The organism is Collinsella sp. AM33-4BH (genome assembly GCF_003469205.1).
In the GTDB taxonomy this organism is placed as follows: Bacteria; Actinomycetota; Coriobacteriia; order Coriobacteriales; family Coriobacteriaceae; genus Collinsella.
This window is the reverse complement of the sequence record NZ_QSIN01000005.1, coordinates 80,539-97,074: the sequence shown is the minus strand read 5'-3', so window position 1 is coordinate 97,074 and position 16,536 is coordinate 80,539. Positions and strand designations below refer to the sequence as shown.

13 protein-coding genes and 1 tRNA gene are annotated in these 16,536 nt (G+C 61.1%); 6 read left to right on the top strand and 8 right to left on the bottom strand.

Annotated elements, in window-relative coordinates; all coding sequences use genetic code 11:
* Positions 1–521: 521 nt before the first annotated feature.
* Positions 522–598 (bottom strand) — tRNA-Met (locus tag DW821_RS05265).
* 196 nt (positions 599–794) lie between these two features.
* On the opposite strand from DW821_RS05265, the gene DW821_RS05260 reads away from it, so the two are divergent.
* Positions 795–1,568, top strand: a complete 774-nt coding sequence (locus DW821_RS05260; protein WP_117637156.1) for a type III pantothenate kinase — start codon at positions 795–797, stop codon at positions 1,566–1,568.
* 85 nt (positions 1,569–1,653) lie between these two features.
* Here DW821_RS05260 and DW821_RS05255 read toward each other — a convergent pair whose 3' ends face one another.
* The 4 genes from DW821_RS05255 to DW821_RS05240 form a co-directional block, all read right to left on the bottom strand.
* Positions 1,654–2,850 (bottom strand): ATP-binding protein, encoded by a 1,197-nt coding sequence (locus DW821_RS05255; RefSeq protein WP_118065920.1) that lies wholly within the window; start codon positions 2,848–2,850, stop codon positions 1,654–1,656.
* A gap of 251 nt (positions 2,851–3,101) precedes the next feature.
* On the bottom strand, positions 3,102–3,803 hold the full coding sequence (locus DW821_RS05250; RefSeq protein WP_055251520.1) for a hypothetical protein: 702 nt from the start codon (positions 3,801–3,803) through the stop codon (positions 3,102–3,104).
* Entirely contained in the window at positions 3,804–5,534 is a 1,731-nt protein-coding gene (gene folP / locus DW821_RS05245) for a dihydropteroate synthase (protein ID WP_118065918.1), read from the bottom strand.
* Between the two features lie 95 nt (positions 5,535–5,629).
* Complete coding sequence (locus tag DW821_RS05240) at positions 5,630–6,382, bottom strand: NAD-dependent protein deacylase (RefSeq protein WP_117806709.1); 753 nt, start codon at positions 6,380–6,382, stop codon at positions 5,630–5,632.
* A gap of 114 nt (positions 6,383–6,496) precedes the next feature.
* Here DW821_RS05240 and DW821_RS05235 point away from each other — a divergent pair, with 114 nt between their 5' ends.
* Positions 6,497–7,315, top strand: coding sequence for an exodeoxyribonuclease III (locus tag DW821_RS05235; RefSeq protein ID WP_118065916.1), 819 nt, complete (start codon positions 6,497–6,499; stop codon positions 7,313–7,315).
* 535 nt (positions 7,316–7,850) lie between these two features.
* Here DW821_RS05235 and DW821_RS05230 read toward each other — a convergent pair.
* Genes DW821_RS05230 through DW821_RS05220 form a run of 3 tightly spaced genes read right to left on the bottom strand, consistent with a single transcriptional unit; the run spans position 7,851 to position 11,099 of the window.
* On the bottom strand, positions 7,851–8,564 hold the full coding sequence (locus DW821_RS05230; protein WP_118065914.1) for a DUF6580 family putative transport protein: 714 nt from the start codon (positions 8,562–8,564) through the stop codon (positions 7,851–7,853).
* A 4-nt stretch (positions 8,565–8,568) separates the two neighbouring features.
* Positions 8,569–10,212, bottom strand: a complete 1,644-nt coding sequence (locus DW821_RS05225) for an ABC transporter ATP-binding protein (protein WP_118065912.1) — start codon at positions 10,210–10,212, stop codon at positions 8,569–8,571.
* Positions 10,212–11,099: an energy-coupling factor transporter transmembrane component T gene (locus DW821_RS05220; protein WP_233503128.1), complete on the bottom strand. Its 888-nt coding sequence runs from the start codon at positions 11,097–11,099 to the stop codon at positions 10,212–10,214. The genes DW821_RS05225 and DW821_RS05220 overlap by 1 nt, the downstream gene beginning before the upstream one ends.
* A gap of 199 nt (positions 11,100–11,298) precedes the next feature.
* Here DW821_RS05220 and glmU point away from each other — a divergent pair, with 199 nt between their 5' ends.
* From glmU to pth, 4 genes are all read left to right on the top strand, one after another.
* Positions 11,299–12,711, top strand: coding sequence for a bifunctional UDP-N-acetylglucosamine diphosphorylase/glucosamine-1-phosphate N-acetyltransferase GlmU (gene glmU, locus DW821_RS05215; protein WP_117637148.1), 1,413 nt, complete (start codon positions 11,299–11,301; stop codon positions 12,709–12,711).
* 192 nt (positions 12,712–12,903) lie between these two features.
* Positions 12,904–13,890, top strand: a complete 987-nt coding sequence (locus tag DW821_RS05210) for a ribose-phosphate pyrophosphokinase (protein ID WP_089573682.1) — start codon at positions 12,904–12,906, stop codon at positions 13,888–13,890.
* Between the two features lie 563 nt (positions 13,891–14,453).
* Positions 14,454–15,470, top strand: a complete 1,017-nt coding sequence (locus DW821_RS05200) for an endonuclease domain-containing protein (protein WP_233545878.1) — start codon at positions 14,454–14,456, stop codon at positions 15,468–15,470.
* Positions 15,471–15,821: 351 nt separating this feature from the next.
* The gene (pth, locus tag DW821_RS05195; RefSeq protein ID WP_197032170.1) at positions 15,822–16,451 is read left to right on the top strand and encodes an aminoacyl-tRNA hydrolase; all 630 of its coding nucleotides are present in this window, start codon (positions 15,822–15,824) and stop codon (positions 16,449–16,451) included.
* Positions 16,452–16,536: the final 85 nt, after the last annotated feature.

Sequence of the window (16,536 nt, the reverse complement as noted above, 5' to 3'; positions counted from 1 at the left end):
TTTTGCCGAGCAACTGTTACAGATCGAGACAAACCGAAACCGTCCCGGCGGAAAATCTCAATCTGTAACATCTACAGGCCAAAAACGACCCTAGATGTTACAGATCGAGACATTCCTCTCGACCCATCCTCAACAATCTAGATCTGTAACATCTGGACCCACTTTTGCCCCTTTACTGTTACAGATCGAGACAAACCAATCTAGCCTGCCGAAAGATCTAGATCTGTAACGGTTACTCGGCAAAATGGGCCCCAGATGTTACAAATCAAGACAAACGGGACCCGCCTGCAAGAAAATCTCAATCTGTAACAACAACTCGGCAAAATCCGTCCCTCATGTTACAGATTTAGACAAACCGTCCAGGCGGGGACTCAACATCTCAATCTGTAACACCTAGCCGCCCAAATCGGGTCTAGATGTTACAGATCGAGATTTTGTTTGAGAGGCCGAGAATTGGACCGAAAATACGGTCCCGGAATAACAAAAAAGCTCGCCGGCTAGGCCGACGAGCTGCAATTTCTTGGTCGCGGGGGCAGGATTTGAACCTACGACCTCCGGGTTATGAGCCCGGCGAGCTACCAGACTGCTCCACCCCGCAATGTCTGGGCGCCTCATGTGCGCAAGAAAGAATCTTACGCGGGAGTTCGGTAAACGGCAAGGAAAATCTCGTAGAGCATAATTCCTTCATATTTAAATTCCTCAGCCCATATCACCGTCAACGAATCGCAGTCGAGCGCCGTCGGCGACGCGTATACAATGGTGCGCGTCCTTTTACGCCGACACCTGGAGTAGACATGCTGCTCGCTATCGATATGGGAAACACGCAGACGGCCATGGGCCTGTTTGACGGAGACGAGCTGGTGCAGTCATGGCGCATGCCCACCGACCGCTCCTATACCGCCGACGAGATCCACGTGCGCCTGATGGGCTTCTTTAAGATGTACGACCTCTCGCTCAACGCGGTCGATGCGATTGCCTTTGCCGGCGTGGTGCCGCAGCTCTCGCGCGAGTGGCACGCCGTGGCCGACCGCATCGCGGCAGACGCCATCGTCATTGGGCCACAGACGGCCGCGGTGACCAAGCTGCGGGCGGCGCGTCCCCAGGCCGTTGGTGCCGACCGCATCGCCAACGCCGTCGCTGCCGAGACCTTCTACGGCGCCCCGGCGATCGTGGTGGACTTTGGCACCGCAACCAATATCGACGTCATCGACGAGGACGGCTATTACATTGGCGGAGCGATTGCGCCGGGCATCCGCATTTCGATGGACGCGCTCGCCGCCCGAGCCGCCAAGCTCGCCAGCGTTCCGCTTGAGGCACCCGAGCACGTCATCGGCCGCGATACCGAGGAGTGCATCAAAGTCGGCGCCGTAACGGGCGCCGCAGCCATGGCCGAGGGCCTGGTCGCCCGCATGAAGCGCGAGCTGGGGCGCGAGGACGCCACCGTTATCGCCACAGGCGGTCTCGCCAGCATTGTCGCCGATTCGACCGATGCCTTCGACGTGGTCGACGGGCAACTCACCATCAAGGGCATCTGCGAAATCTACCGCCGCATGCAGGAGCTGGGATAGAGTAAACGCCAGGTCGCAGCAACCAGCCTCCAATCCTATTCCTCAAAATCGAAAATTTTTCAGTTTTGAGGAATAGGATTTTTTGCTAAGCCTCGCCGCACAACCACCTCGCCAGGTCCACGATCTGCACCCCATCGCGATCCGTGGCCTCGTGATGTGTGCGGGCAAGAATCATCTTGGGATACGCATCGCCAATGCTCAGCAGTGGCGAAATCTCGCGTTCAAACGTCTTATCCGAGCTGATGTCGTCGCTCACCTGAATGTAGAGCTTCTCGCTTCGCTTGATTGCTACAAAGTCTATTTCCTTTTTATAGAGCACACCGACGTATACCTCGTATCCGCGGCGCAGCAGCTCGATGGCCGCCATGTTCTCGTATACGCGTCCCCAATCCATATCACGTGTACCAAGCAGTGCGTATTTGAACGCGTGGTCTGCCAGGTAATACTTCTCGCCGCTCTTAAGGTATTTTTTGCCGCGAATGTCGTACCGACGAACTTTATAGAAGGCAAACGCATCGCACAGGTACCCCATGTACGTGCCGACCGTCTTGTTCGTAATCTTTAGCCCATCCGCATTCAAAACATCTGTAATGTTGCGTGCCGACGTTATGTTGGAGACGTTGTCCATCATGTAATCGGCAATGCGCAGCAGTGCCGATTCGTTTCTCACGTTATGCCGCTGCACGATATCCCTCACGATGAGCGTTTTGAAGACATTGGAGAGATATTGGTAGCGCTGCTCCTGCAGTAGATAAGGGTAAGAGCCGGACATACCGCCGGTTCTCGCGTACTCATCGAAGTCGCGATCGACCTCGCCCTCGTCACTATAAAAGCGATACTCCTCAAACGAGAATGGGAAAACCTCGATCTCGAACGTGCGCCCCGTAAAGAGCGTCGACAGATCGCTCGACAGCAAAAAGGCGTTCGATCCGGTGATGAAGATGTCGTACTGCTCGGATGCATGGAGGCTGTTGATCGCGCGTTCAAAGCCGTCGCACATCTGAACCTCGTCGATAAGCAGGAAGTTTTGCTTGTCGGACACTCGATGCTCTTTCACATAGGCGAGCAGGGCATGATATTCGAGCAGGCCCTCGAACTCGTCGAGGTTGTAATTGATATGGATGACATTCGAATTGGACAGATTTGCCTCCACGTAATCGCGGAGGGCCTCGAGCAATTTTGACTTACCGCTACGGCGAATGCCCGTTATGACCTTGATGTCCGGTACGCCAATAAGGCTCGTCAACGTGTCCATATATGACGTTCTATTGATGAGTTTCATTGGTGCCTCCCTGCGGTCTTCTATCGCTATTCCTCAAAAACGAAAATTATTCAGTTTTGAGGAATAGACTCTGCAACGAATATACCTCGTTAAAGGCCGAGCTGGCTTAATTCTATTCCTCAAAATCGAAAGATTTTCAGTTTTGAGGAATAGGGTGCTGACAACCCATTCCCCAGACAACAAGACCCTCCCCAGCACAGGCCGAAGAGGGCTTCGTTGTCATCGCTATCTTTGAGCGCGGGCACCTCGCGTTACAGTCCGCGAATCCGTACGGCCTCGGGCGGAAACTCCTGCTCGCCGGCATCGGTCTTGATGGTCGCGCGGCCCCAGATGTCCAGGCCCGCAAACACACCGACCGCAAGCGGCAAGCCGTTGGGCGACACCGCCGCGACCTGACGACCCAACAGTGGCACCATGTCAAAGTACTCGCCCAGCACCGGAGCCAGCGGGCCGGCAGCGCCCTGTGGTGTGTTGGCGGCAACCGCCCAGGTGTCCACGCGGACCAGCACGGCGGCGGCCAATGCCTCGATCAGCGCCTCATCTGCCATATCCACACCAAGCTCACCCAGCGCCGCACGCTCAATATCAACCGTCACCGCGGCAAACATGCCCGCAGCACCGGCACCGCCGTTCACGGCAACACGCGCGAGTGACGTCTCAAACGCAGGCGCACCGCACACGATGTCACTCGGCCACTGGATACCCACCTTACCGGCAAGGCCCAGGCCCGGCGTCGACGTCGTGCCCACGAGCGCGTCCATCATGCCCATCGCGGCCACAAACGGAAGACCGTGAAAGGCGTGCATGTTCACGTCGGGGCGAACGACCAGCGAAAACGTCAGCGAAGCATCGCCCGCGCTCCACGCGCACCAGCCCGCGGACACGCCCTCGCGGCCCGCGTCACGCGCCGCGTCGAGCTCGGTGCCGGCGGCAACAGCATTCATCTCGATCATCTACATGCGCCCCAATTCGCCCACGATATGGCCCACGCGGTCCTCGGGCTCCTTGACCTCGACGCCGTTGTAGCGGAAGAACCGCGCCGGATCGTGCATCAGATCCTCGAGCGGCACCAGCACAAAGTCGCGCTCGCCGATCAGCGGATGCGGCAGGCGCAGCTTTTTGCCCCCGTGGGTCTCGCCGTCCATCCACAGCAGATCCAGGTCGATGGTGCGCGGGCCGTTGGCCTTGGCCTTTTTGGAGCGGTCGCGCCCCAGCTCGGCCTCGATCTTCATGAGCTCGTCGAGCAGCACCAGCGGCGCCAGCTCGGTCTTAATCTCGATGACGGCGTTGGCAAACGCGTCCTGGCGCATCTCGTAGGCCGGCTCGCTCTCGTAGATCTTGGAGGAGTTGGACACGCAGGTGAGTGGAATCTCGGCGATCATGTCGCGTGCGGCGCGGATGTTGTCACAGCGATGCCCCAGGTTGGAGCCCACGGCCACAAACGCGCGGCGCGGCTGCGGCTTGGCAACCGCCCAGTAGCCGTTCAGGAACTGCGCAAAACCCGCGGCGTCGTGCACGCGCACGATGTTGGCACCGGCCTGGATGGCGCCCAGGCACACGCCAAACGTAGCGGCATCGCGCTCGGCGGCCTCGGTCACGCCCGAGACGGCGCCCACAAAGCGCTTGCGCGATACGGCGCACATGAGCGGATAGCCCAGCGACGCCATCTTGGCAGTCTCGCGCTGGATGACGATGCCCTCGTTGGCCGTCTTGCCAAAGCCCGGACCGGGATCGATGCAGATGCGGTCGCGCGACACGCCGGCGTGGATGAGCGCGCGGGCCTGGTCGGACAGAAAGCCCATGACGCGGCGCATGATGGGCGCCGAATCGGGCAGGGTGAAGCGGCGGAGCTGCGAGGTGGGCACGTGGGCTTCCTCGCGGCGGGCGCTGCGGCGCATCATGGCGGCCAGGCGGTCATTAGGCTCCGATGCGGCCTCGGTGGCCTCGGGCGCGGGCGCGACGGTCTCGGCAGCAGCAGCCTGCTCGGCGGCCGGCGTCTCCTGCTCGCTTGCAGGCTCGGTCGCGGGCTCAGGTTCGCCAAACGGCAACGAGGGCTGCACCACGCCACCCGGAAGCTTGGCCTCCGGCTTAGGCTCGCCCAGCAACTTGCCGCGACGGCGGCGAGCCGGCTTCTCGGCCTCACGCGCGGCCTCGGCAGCCGCCTCGCGCGCCTTCTCGGCAACAAACGCCGCCGCCGAGGTATCGAGCTGCACCGTTGCGTGCGTGCGGGTAGGCGCGGCGACCTCGCCGGCATGCATCACGATGACACCGCAGGTGCTCGTCTTAACAAACTCGACCATCTTGGGGTCGGTGAAGCCGGTCACGTCGTTGACGATCGAGGCGCCGCAGCGCACGGCCGCCTTAGCAACCGCCACGTGGCGCGTGTCGATCGAGACGATGGCGCCCTCTTTGGCCAGCGCGCGCACCACGGGCAGCACGCGGCGAGCCTCCTCGTCGGGATTGACCGGGGTAAATCCGGGGCGCGTGGACTCGCCGCCCACGTCGATGATGTCGGCGCCGGCGTCGAGCATCGCCAGGCCGTACTCGATGGCGGCATCCGGGTCGAAGTGCTCCCCGCCGTCGCTAAACGAATCGGGCGTCACGTTGAGGACGCCCATGATGCGCGGACGGTCAAAGCTGAGCTCATACTTTCCGCACCGCCATGTCTTGCTGTCGTTCGCCATGAACATCCTCCTAAAATGCCCACGCCGCCGAGCTTGGGGAGCTGGCGGCGGGGTCGCTTTGCACTCAGTCTTTCTATTGTATCCGCGCACACGGGCTAGAACGCAAACGCGGCCGCGATGTCGCAAGAAATCAGCAGGTCGGCATTTGCATCCTGATCGGTAGGCGCCAAATTGCAAATGGCCAGCGTATCGCCAGTAAAGTAACGCGTAAGGCCTGCCGCCGGATACACCACGAGCGAGGTCCCGCCCACAATGAGGGCATCGGCCGCGGCGATGGCGGCAACGGCACCGGTCAACACACGCTCGTCGAGCGGCTCTTCGTAGAGCACCACATCGGGCTTGATGCGACCACCGCACGCGGGGCACACGGGCACGCCCGCGGCGTCCTCGTGCTCGCGCGAGCAAATCCACTCGGCGCTATAGACCGCGCCGCACGACTGGCAAATGTTGCGATGGACCGATCCGTGCAACTCAAACACGCGCTGCGAGCCCGCCATCTGATGCAAGCCGTCGATGTTTTGCGTCACCACGGCATCGAGCTTGCCAGCTCGCTCCAGCTCGGCCAGCTTGGTGTGGCAGCGGTTGGGCTTAGCGTTAAGCGCGATCATCTTGGTTCGGTAAAAGTCGAAGAACTCCGCCGGATGTGTCTCGTAAAAGCTATGCGAGAGCATAGTCTCGGGCGGATAGGCAAACTGCTGATGATACAGGCCGTCCACGCTGCGGAAATCGGGAATGCCGCTTGCCGTGGAAACACCAGCGCCGCCAAAGAACACCACACGCCCGTGGGTATTGAACAGCTCCGCCAGCGCGGTGGAGGCCTGCTTGGGATCTGTTATCGCTTGCGTCATGTTTGTCCTCCGTCCATGTTGGTCGGGGCGGCTGCGATTGCGCCGTCGCCCACGGAGCCCACCCCGCCCCTGTTGCGCTAATCTTAAGCCTGCCAACCCCGTCGAAAGGACACCATGCCTCAGACTTACACTTTCGCCTCGTGGAACGTCAACGGCCTGCGCGCCGTGCTCAAAAAGGACCCGAGCTTTATCCAGATCGCGCAAGAACTCGACGTCGATATCCTGGCGCTGCAAGAGACCAAGCTGCAAGAAGGCCAGGTCGATATTGACCTGCCCGGCTATCACCAAACCTGGAGCTACGCCGAGCGTAAAGGCTATTCGGGCACTGCGGTCTTTAGCCGCCAGGAACCGCTGCGCGTGCTGCACGCCGACGCGCTGCTACCCTACGCCGGCGAGGGTGAGGCGGCCGAGCTCGTCGCCCAAGCCGTAACCGAGGGCCGCGTCTGCGCGCTCGAGTTCGACAAGTTTTGGTTTGTCGACGTCTATACGCCCAACGCCCAAAATGAACTCGCCCGCATCGACGTGCGCATGGCGTGGGACGATGCCTACCGCGGCTTTTTGAACGCGCTTGAGCACGAGTGCGGCAAGCCCGTCGTGACCTGCGGCGACTTTAACGTGGCGCACGAGGAGATCGACCTTAAGAACCCCAAGTCCAACCGCGGCAACGCAGGCTTTTCGGACGAAGAGCGCGGCAAGTTTACCGAGCTGCTCGACGCCGGTTTTACCGATACCTGGCGCGCGGCAAACCCCGACGTCGAGGGCGTCTACAGCTGGTGGAGCTATCGCTTTAATGCCCGCAAGAACAACGCCGGCTGGCGCATCGACTACTTCCTGGTAAGCGACGCAATCGCCGACAACGTACGCGACACCGGCATCCGCGGCGACATCTTTGGCAGTGACCACTGCCCCGTCACCCTCACCCTAGAGCTCTAGCCCCAACTAATCCCCTGGGGACGGAGGAAAAGGGATCATTTTCACCTCGCGAGGGCATCCACGCGGCCCGCTTGTCACGAAACTGGCCCATCTACTACGTTTAAGCCACCACCCTCAACCACAGCGAACAACGCAAAAAGAAAACCGCAGGTAGAAAGCCTGCGGTTTTTCATAAAACGCGGTTGTGTTTGGGGGTGTCGGGCCAAACATAGTAGATAGGCCGATTCCGTGGCGGGCGGGTTCAGCTGATTCCCTGGGAACGTCTGGAGGCGAAAGAAAACGGATCAATTTGGCTCTCTGAGGGCCACGATGCCCGTCGTATCAGCCGGCTATTTCAAAACTATGCCGGTTTACGGGGCTGAATCGCGAACCCCCAACCATACGCAATTCCGAAATAATAAAACCGCAGGTAAACGGCTTGCTCTATTTCAAAAATAGCCGGCATGGTCTGCTTGTGCCAATCTGGCCCCGTAAACCGGCATAGTTTTAAAATGGCACTTCGGCAGTATTGATTCCCGCCCCGGCGCAACCAGCCCTACAGTCCGCACTTCACGACGACTCGGTTGATGCGGCGACACCAAGGCTTGTACAGGGCGACCAAAAACACGCAGGTCGCAAGGCCGTGCGTGATATCGAACGGCACCGCCGTGGCAAGACGCGCCATGGCACCCGCCCACGTGAGCGGTTGAACAAAACCGATAATGTCGTAGGCGTTGATCACAACGCCGTACAGCAAACCCGAAGCAAAGCCGTAGGTCAGCAGCGCCGGCATACGCACGGTGCCATCGGCGCGATCAAAAGCGCCGGCATGCGCCAGCGCACCGCCAACGTATCCCACGAGCCCCCAGGCATACATCTGCCACGGCGTCCACATGCCCTGTCCAAAAAAGAAATTGCTGCTCAGCGCCGCCAGCGCGCCAACCATAAAACCATTGCGGCGGCCAAGCGTCGCCCCCGCGATAATGGCGATGGCACTCACGGGTTTAAAGTCGGGAATGGGGCCAAACAAGATGCGCCCCGCCGCGGCCAACGCCGCCAGAACCAGCGTTGGCATAATCTGGCGCAGGCCCGGTCGCGACGCCTCGTAGCCTGCAAAGAACAGCGCAAGCACCAGCGCCACCACGACAAGCATGGCGAGTGCCGCCTGCTCAACGCCCGCCAGCAACGCCGCAGCCATCACGGCTGGCACCGCCAGCAGCAGCGGGATCTCCAGTTTTGCGAGCAGGCGCGCGACGCGATAATCCGTCATCCCATCACGCCCTATAAAACACGTTGTCGGCAAAGAAGTCGGTCGGCGGCTCCATGCAGGCGATCTCGCCATCAAACATCATGGAAATGTCATCGGCAACCTGCTCGGCAAAGTCTAGGTCGTGCGTCGCCATGACGACGGTGCCGCCAGCCTGCGCATGGTCGCGCAGGGCGCGGGCGATGATGCGGCGGCTGGCCAGGTCCAAACCCTTGGTGGGCTCATCGAGCAATAGCAGTTCGGGGCCGATCAACAGCAGCTTTGCCAACGCAAGCAGCTGACGCTGTCCGCCCGAAAGGTCATAGGGGTGGCGCTCCCCCAAGTCCGCGAGCCCCAGACTCGCCGCGCGCTCCCGCGCCATAGCCTCGTCGTACCCGCAGGCCGAAGCCCATTCCATCAGCTCGTCGCGCACCGTCTCGGCAACCAGCAGGGCCTTGGGGTTCTGCGGCAGCAGCGCAGCCGAGGCCGCCCCGCGCACCATACGACCACGTTGCAGCTTGGCAGTCTTGGCCAGCACCGAAAGCATCGTCGACTTACCGCATCCGTTGCCGCCCACGATCGCATGCACCGCACCGGCCGAAAACGCCACGTCGAGCCCGCGCAGCACCCAACCGCCCGCGCGATCGTAGCGAAACCAGCTCCCTGCCAGGGTGGTAGCCGACCCGCCGTACATTTTTTGGAGTATTCTGCTCCCATCCGTGCGCGGGAAGGCTTCCGAGCCGTTCTCGAGCGACGTTTGCGCCACAAATTCGGACGATTTGTCCAATTTCGAACTTTTTTTCGCGCTCGATACGTCCCCGGGCGGCTCCAGAGAGCCCAAATTGTCCTCACGCCTGCTGAATACTCCGTTTTTTGCACATCGGACGGCACCCCACCCCAACATGTCGTCGGAAAACAGCGATTCTCGGCGTCCCAAAGAAGCCATATCCGCCACCTCGCGCACGCGACCGTCCTCAATCCGGTACGCACACGTCGCGTATTCGAGCATCGGGCGCGGCTGGTGCGTTGCCACAACAACCGTGCAACCCAACTCGCGGTTCACGCGAAACAGCGCGTGCAGAAAATTTTTCTCGGCAACAGGATCGAGCTGGGACGTGGGCTCGTCGAGCAGCAGCACGCGCGGGCGCAAGGCCAGCACGGCCGCCAACGACAGCAGCTGCTTGCGTCCGCCCGAAAGCGCATCGGTATCGCGGTGAAGCCAATCTTCCAGTCCAAAGAAATAGCTGGTCTCAGCTACGCGACGGCGCATCTCGTCGCGCGACACACCCAGATTCTCTAGGCCAAACGCCATCTCGTGCCACACGGTTTCGCACACGATCTGGTTCTCGGGATCCTGGAACACATAACCCACGCGCTCCGCCGATGCCCGCACGTCCATGTCGGCGACGGGCTCGCCCAGCACGCGCAGCTCGCCGGAGCGCGTACCCGCCGGAGCGATCTCGGGCTTGAGCAGCGACAGCAGCGTCGATTTGCCCGACCCGGTACCGCCAACAAGCAGCGCAAACGCACCTTGGGAAACACGCCAATCAAGTCCCTCGAGCACCGGTGCCTCGGCCCCGGGATAGGCAAAACTAAGGCCTCGCACCTCAATCGCCGGCGCGGCCGAGCCATATGCCACACCCGCCGCCGAGCTCCTATCAAACCGAGCCATCAGCCAAACCTCTTCTCATCAATCGCATGAAACGCGCAAGGCAGCACCATCCAGGCAGCGTACACGACATAGCCCGGCCACGGCGCCGGCACCGAGAGCTGCGGATAAAACGAATACTGCGTCGTCGCGGTCCACGCCACTGCCACCGCGGCAGCACCAAACAGTGCGAGCCCGGCCAGCGCGGCAACGTCGCTGCGCCCCAGTCGATACCGCGCATACGTCGTACGACGCGTCGCGGCACCCCACCCGCGCGAGCGCATCGCGTCCGCACGCTCCAGCGAATCTTCCATGCCCCAGCCCATCAACACGCTCGACGCCCGCAGGCGCGAGCGCACGGGGTCGGCCGGCGCGCGGCCCGGCACGTCAATCGCATCTTGCACCGCCAGTACCGTGCGGCCGCGGCGCAAAAACTGCGGGATAAGCCGCATGCACATCGAGATCATGAGCGCAATCACCGGTGCGGCATTGCCCAGCAGCGCGAGCACCTTGTCGTATTCGAGCATCGACGCCGCGGCCTCAAACCACAGCACGCTCGCCACAAACAGCCCGCCCATGCACAGGCCGTATACCATGCTCTCCAGATACACCGCGCGCATGCCAATACGGAACAGCTCCGTCGAGCCCGAGGCGCTAAACAGCGGATTGAGCACCGCGACGATCAAAATCACCGGCAGCTGCCAGCGGAGCGCGCCCAGCGTGCGGGCAGCCCCACGCGCCGCAAATCCATACGCCAGCCCGCCCGCAAGTGACAGCGCAATCAGTACCGGCTGCATCGAGAACATAGTGAGCCCCAGCGTCAGCACTATATAGAGTGCCGGCACAGCCGGATGCGACATCGAGAATGCCGCGACGGGCTCGCCGCCAAACTCCTCTCGTATGTTGTCCACGGGCACCCCCGTCCCCTCGCTCAAACAACAGCTCCGCAGCACCGCCAACGCCGCACGCAAGCAGTGCAAACGCCACGCCGGCGGCGCAAGCCTCAACCGCCGCAAACCAATCGTTACGCGCTCGTCATATGCCTGCGGTATCATATTGCGCCGTGTATCGTTTCCAAACACACGTCTCTATAACGTAACAGGAGATCACATGGACGCAACCGCAATTATCCTCGCTGCCGGCGAGGGCACCCGCATGAAGTCGAACCACTGCAAGGTTTCGCACAAGATCCTGGGTAAGCCCATGGTCCAGTGGATCGTCGACGCTACCATCAAGGCCGGCTGCAGCCGCGTCGTGGTTGTCATCGGCAGCCACGCCGACGAGATGCGCGCCCTCATCGACGGCGCCTACGCCAACAGCGCCACCAAGGTCGAGTGCGTCGAGCAGACCGAGCGTCTGGGCACCGGTCACGCCGTGAAGGTCGCACTCGAGGCCTGTGGCATCACGCAAGGCCCCGTCGTGGTGCTCAACGGCGACCTGCCGCTCATCACCGCCGACACCGTCGCCAAGTTCGCGCAAACCGTCGCCACCGGCGAGCTCGCCTGCACCGTCATGACCATGACCCCGCCCGATCCTTTCGGCTACGGCCGCATCAAGCTGGGCGCCGATGGTCAGATCGAGCGCATCATCGAGCAGAAGGACTGCACGCCCGAGCAGGCCGCCACGCTGCTGGAGTGCAACGCCGGCTGCTACGCCTTTGACGGCGCGCAGCTCGCCGCCCACATTAACGAGATCGGCAACGACAACGCGCAGTCCGAGTACTATCTGCCCGACATGCTCGAGATCCTCAAGGGCCACGGCCAGGCTGTCTCCATCTTCCACTGCGACGACTACCGCGACGGCCTGGGCGTCAACAGCCGCATCCAGCTCGCACAGCTCACCGCCATCGCGCGCGACCGCATCAACGAGCACTGGATGGCCGAGGGCGTTACCTTCATCGACCCCACGCAGGCCTGGATCGGCCCCGATGCCGTTATCGGCCGCGATACCGTCGTGTGGCCGCAGACGCACCTGATCGGCCACGTCACCGTGGGCGAGGAGTGCCAGCTCGGCCCCAACAGCCGCCTCACCGACACCACCGTCGGCAGCGGCTGCGTCATCGACGAGACCATCGCCATCGAGGCCGTCATCGAGAACGGCGTCGACTGCGGCCCGCGCGCCTACCTGCGCCCGGGCACCCACATGCTCGACGGATCCAAGGCCGGCACGCACGTGGAGATCAAGAAGTCCACGATCGGCGAGGGCTCAAAGGTGCCGCACCTGTCCTACATCGGCGACACCACCATGGGCTCCGGCGTCAACGTGGGCGCGGGCTCCATCACCTGCAACTACGATGGCGTGCACAAGCACAAGACCGTCATCGGCAAGGACGCCTTCATTGGCTCCGACACCATGATGGTCGCGCCCGCCCAGATCGGCGACGGCGCGCTCGTGGCCGCTGGCTCCGTCATCACCGAGCCGGTCCCGGCAGACGCGCTCGGTCTGGGCCGCGCCCGTCAGGTAAATATTGAGGGCTGGGCCGCCGATTACCGCCGCCGCCTGCACGAGGACGACGAGGTATAACGTTTTACCAAGCACAAAAGGAGCTGCTCCATGGGGGCGGCTCCTTTTTCTATCGTGACCTGCGCAACCGGATGAGTGGTCGGTTCGTGTCCGTTGGCGGTAAAGACGTTATCAGGACCCGATAAACCCCGCCGCGCGGTTACAATGCAACAAGGCATCTATATGGCATTCGATGTATAAAGGAGAAGGGTAATGCCGATTAATGATCCCGAGAAGTCGGAGAATATGCGCAAGTCCATCCGCGTGTATTCCGGTTCCTCCAACCGTCCCCTCGCTCAGAAGATTGCTGAGTACCTTGGGGTCGAGCTTTCGGGCCTTACGCTAAAGCAGTTCGCCAATGGTGAGATTTACGCCCGCTACGACGAGACCGTCCGCGGCGCCGACGTCTTCCTGATTCAGTCCGTGGCCGGCGGCAACGTCAACGACATGCTCATGGAGCTGCTCATCGCCACCGACGCTGCCAAGCGCGCATCCGCCCGCTCCATCACCGCCGTTATCACCCACTACGGCTATGCCCGCCAGGACCGCAAGGCCGGCCCGCGCGAGCCCATCACCGCCCGCCTCGTCGCCAACCTGCTCGAGCGCGCCGGCGTCAACCGCATCATCACCCTCGACCTGCACCAAGGCCAGATCCAGGGCTTCTTCGATATCCCGGTTAACCACCTGTCCGCACTGCCGCTGTTTGGCCAGTACTACAACGACATGCACTTCGACACCGACAACCTGGTTGTCGTCTCCCCCGACGTGGGTCGCGCCAAGGCCGCCAAGAAGCTGTCCGACATGCTCGGCTGCGACCTGGCCATCGCCCACAAGGGCCGTCCGCGCCACAACGCCGCCGAGGTCATGGGCATCATCGGTGACATCAAGGGCAAGACCTGCATCATCAACGACGACATGATCGACACCGCTGGCACCCTGTGCGCCAACGTCAAGGAGCTCAAGGCTATGGGCGCCGGCGACATCTACGTCTGCGCCACCCACGGCATCTTCTCCGGTCCTGCCATCGAGCGTCTGAACGACGCCCCCATCGTCGAGTGCGTCGTCACCGACGCCATTCCCGTCGAGGTCGGCGGCAAGATCAAGACCATCTCGGTCGCCGAGGAGTTCGCCCAGGCCATTTCCGCCGTTTACCACGAGGAGCCCGTCTCCACGCTCGTCGGCGGCGACTTCGCGCTGTAGTCTGCCGCGCATCGCATCATCTTTGATGCTTTTAAAGGGTCGGAAGCTCGCTTCCGACCCTTTTTCTATCCCTCGCCAACCTTCCCTGGACAATTAGTTCAGATACGTATTTTTTTAAAGCCCCAAAGGGCCGTTCGGAGCCTTCTGAGCTCCCCGGCGGATGCCATGCCGCCCAAAGCTCATCGTTTTCGAGTACAACCTCCGCATATTTACCCTCAAATCGCCCTCAAAGGCCCTTAGAAACACCTCGAACGCCCGCCGCCTTATACGTATCTGAACTAACTGTCCAGTAGCCATCGTCAACCTTCTCGGCAGAGCTCAATTTCCTGCAATCCCCTCAACCGATTCCACCGATTTCCTAACACCCGGCCGTTCATGGCGCCCAGCACCCCGCTGAGCGAAAAGAACGGTATGGCGGTCGCATTCTGCCGCCAACTTAGTACGTTATAGCTATGACGACCGTGATTTCACATTTCTCCGCCCTCCGCGCAATTCGTCGCGCACGACGGGCGTACTCTGCCCTACCCTGGAGCTCCATTGATAGTGAACAGCAAGCACAGGCCTTGGCTAGCTGCATTCCCAATAATGACGCGATAGACTTTGGCGCACTTTCGATACTCGACGCCTGGAATGAAGATGATTCCGAGCTGCTCGATCTTCTCGTTTCAAACGAAGGCAACCGACGCCCCGACAAGCGACTTCTTCAGCATATTCTCTCCGCTCCGCTTCCTGAAGGTGCAATTATGCACGTCGAGGCCGACATCTACGCAACGTCTCCTGCCATGACAGCCATGCTTTGTTCTAAAAATGAATCAGTCGCCAAAACCTTGATGCTTCTCATGGAACTGGTCGGAACTTACTCCCTTCCTCCCGGGGCAACATACCCCATTGCCCATGACGACATCTGGCCCAAGGGCGATGGCTACGAAGCGACGGGCGATCTTGATTGCCTGGGCAACCAGTCAGCGGCCGAACAACAGAACGAAACCCGCTATGAACAGGCGCACTACAAATGCAAGCCCGCCACGACCATCGAAGAGCTCGAGGCGGTCGCACGGTTCGCCAAAAGTAGCTCATACGCCTCGTTTCGCACGGCAGTCAAACTCGCCCGGGCTGGATCCGCATCCCCAGCCGAATCCCTAATGTTTGCCGTTCTCGGAGCGCCCATGCGCTTTGGCGGATTCGGATGTTGCAGCCTGCCCATGGGAGGCCTGCAACTCAACCATCGAATCGACTTCGATACTCTTGCGGTCAACATGTCCTCGGGCATCCCCTATGCCATCTGCGACCTATATTGCCCGGCAGCCGGAGTCGACAACGAATACAACGGAATTGGGCATGAGCTTCAAAACGCTCGCATCCACGATGGCAATCGAAATAATGGCCTCAAGGCCATGGGCATCCACGTCCTGGTTATCAATCGCGACCAAATGAAAGACCTTGTTGCACTCGAAGCCTTCGCCCAAACGATGCATCGACTCGCAGGAGTCCGATTCCGGTACCGTATCAAGGGCTATCGCAAGCGACAGGCCGCTTGGCTCAACGCTCTGCGGGCCGGAACCGGCCTCGCGCCGGTCTAAACGGCGAATCACCCGTGCGCCGTCGAGCAGGGCTGGGCAGTTAGTTCAAATACGTATAAATGGACGCATTGAATTAGACTGTTTTGCAGCTATCTCTATACCATTCGCCCTATTTGAAGGCAGGGTAGACTTCAAAACAGCGCCATATGGACTAACTAAAGCTCCAAAACAACGTATCGGCATTGAATTGAGTAATTCGAGTCCTCAGAACTTATACGTATCTGAACTAACTGTCCACCTCGGATTTCGACGGCCGTCCAAACGCCCCCAAACGCCCTCAATTACCCCCCATTTGACAGCGGCAACAGGGTCGCTCACCATAGCAGGCGACAAATCAACGAAAGGATGAACATGGCAGCTGCACAGCCGCTTAAGATTCGCATGGTTGCCGGGCTTGGCAACCCGGGCGAGGAATATGCCGAGACCCGCCACAACGCCGGCTTTAAGGCGATTGACGAGCTGGCCCGTCAGGCCGGCGTCACGTACTGGAAAAACCAGGCCGGCGCCGAGGTCGCACTCATCAACATCAACGATCCCGAGGAAGAGGGTGGCAAGCGCCAGATCGTGCTGGTCAAGCCGCAGTCGTATATGAATACCTCGGGTGGCCCCATCTCCAAGCTCTGCCGCGAGTACAAGATCAAGGCCGAGGAGCTGCTCGTCATCCACGACGAGCTCGACATCCCCGCCGGTGACGTGCGCGTCAAGGTGGGCGGTGGCCACGCCGGCCACAACGGCCTGCGCTCCATCATCGACAAGATGGGCAGCCGCGACTTTAGCCGTATCCGCACCGGCATCGGCAACCCTCCCGGCAAGATGGCCGTGGCAGACTATGTGCTCAAGCAGCTGCGCGCCCGCGAGGCCGAGGCCTTCCAGGACACCTGCGCCCGCGCCGCCGACGCCGCCGGTCTGGCCATCGTGCACGGCGTAATCTACGCCCGCGACCACGTCAACGGCGCCGCCTCCGCCAACGGCAAGCACTAAAACCTACCGTTTAGGGATGTTTATTTTGGCAGGTTTTATCTGCGGAAACGCCCCGGTGGCCGCATCGCAATAAACCCCGCGCCGC

Bases quoted from the DNA above. Each gene is read 5' to 3' on its own strand.
- DW821_RS05260 (WP_117637156.1), top strand. From the start codon at position 795: ATGCTGCTCGCTATCGATATGGGAAACACGCAGACGGCCATGGGCCTG.
- DW821_RS05255 (WP_118065920.1), bottom strand. From the start codon at position 2,850: ATGAAACTCATCAATAGAACGTCATATATGGACACGTTGACGAGCCTT.
- DW821_RS05250 (WP_055251520.1), bottom strand. From the start codon at position 3,803: ATGATCGAGATGAATGCTGTTGCCGCCGGCACCGAGCTCGACGCGGCG.
- folP (WP_118065918.1), bottom strand. From the start codon at position 5,534: ATGGCGAACGACAGCAAGACATGGCGGTGCGGAAAGTATGAGCTCAGC.
- DW821_RS05240 (WP_117806709.1), bottom strand. From the start codon at position 6,382: ATGACGCAAGCGATAACAGATCCCAAGCAGGCCTCCACCGCGCTGGCG.
- DW821_RS05235 (WP_118065916.1), top strand. From the start codon at position 6,497: ATGCCTCAGACTTACACTTTCGCCTCGTGGAACGTCAACGGCCTGCGC.
- DW821_RS05230 (WP_118065914.1), bottom strand. From the start codon at position 8,564: ATGACGGATTATCGCGTCGCGCGCCTGCTCGCAAAACTGGAGATCCCG.
- DW821_RS05225 (WP_118065912.1), bottom strand. From the start codon at position 10,212: ATGGCTCGGTTTGATAGGAGCTCGGCGGCGGGTGTGGCATATGGCTCG.
- glmU (WP_117637148.1), top strand. From the start codon at position 11,299: ATGGACGCAACCGCAATTATCCTCGCTGCCGGCGAGGGCACCCGCATG.
- DW821_RS05210 (WP_089573682.1), top strand. From the start codon at position 12,904: ATGCCGATTAATGATCCCGAGAAGTCGGAGAATATGCGCAAGTCCATC.
- pth (WP_197032170.1), top strand. From the start codon at position 15,822: ATGGCAGCTGCACAGCCGCTTAAGATTCGCATGGTTGCCGGGCTTGGC.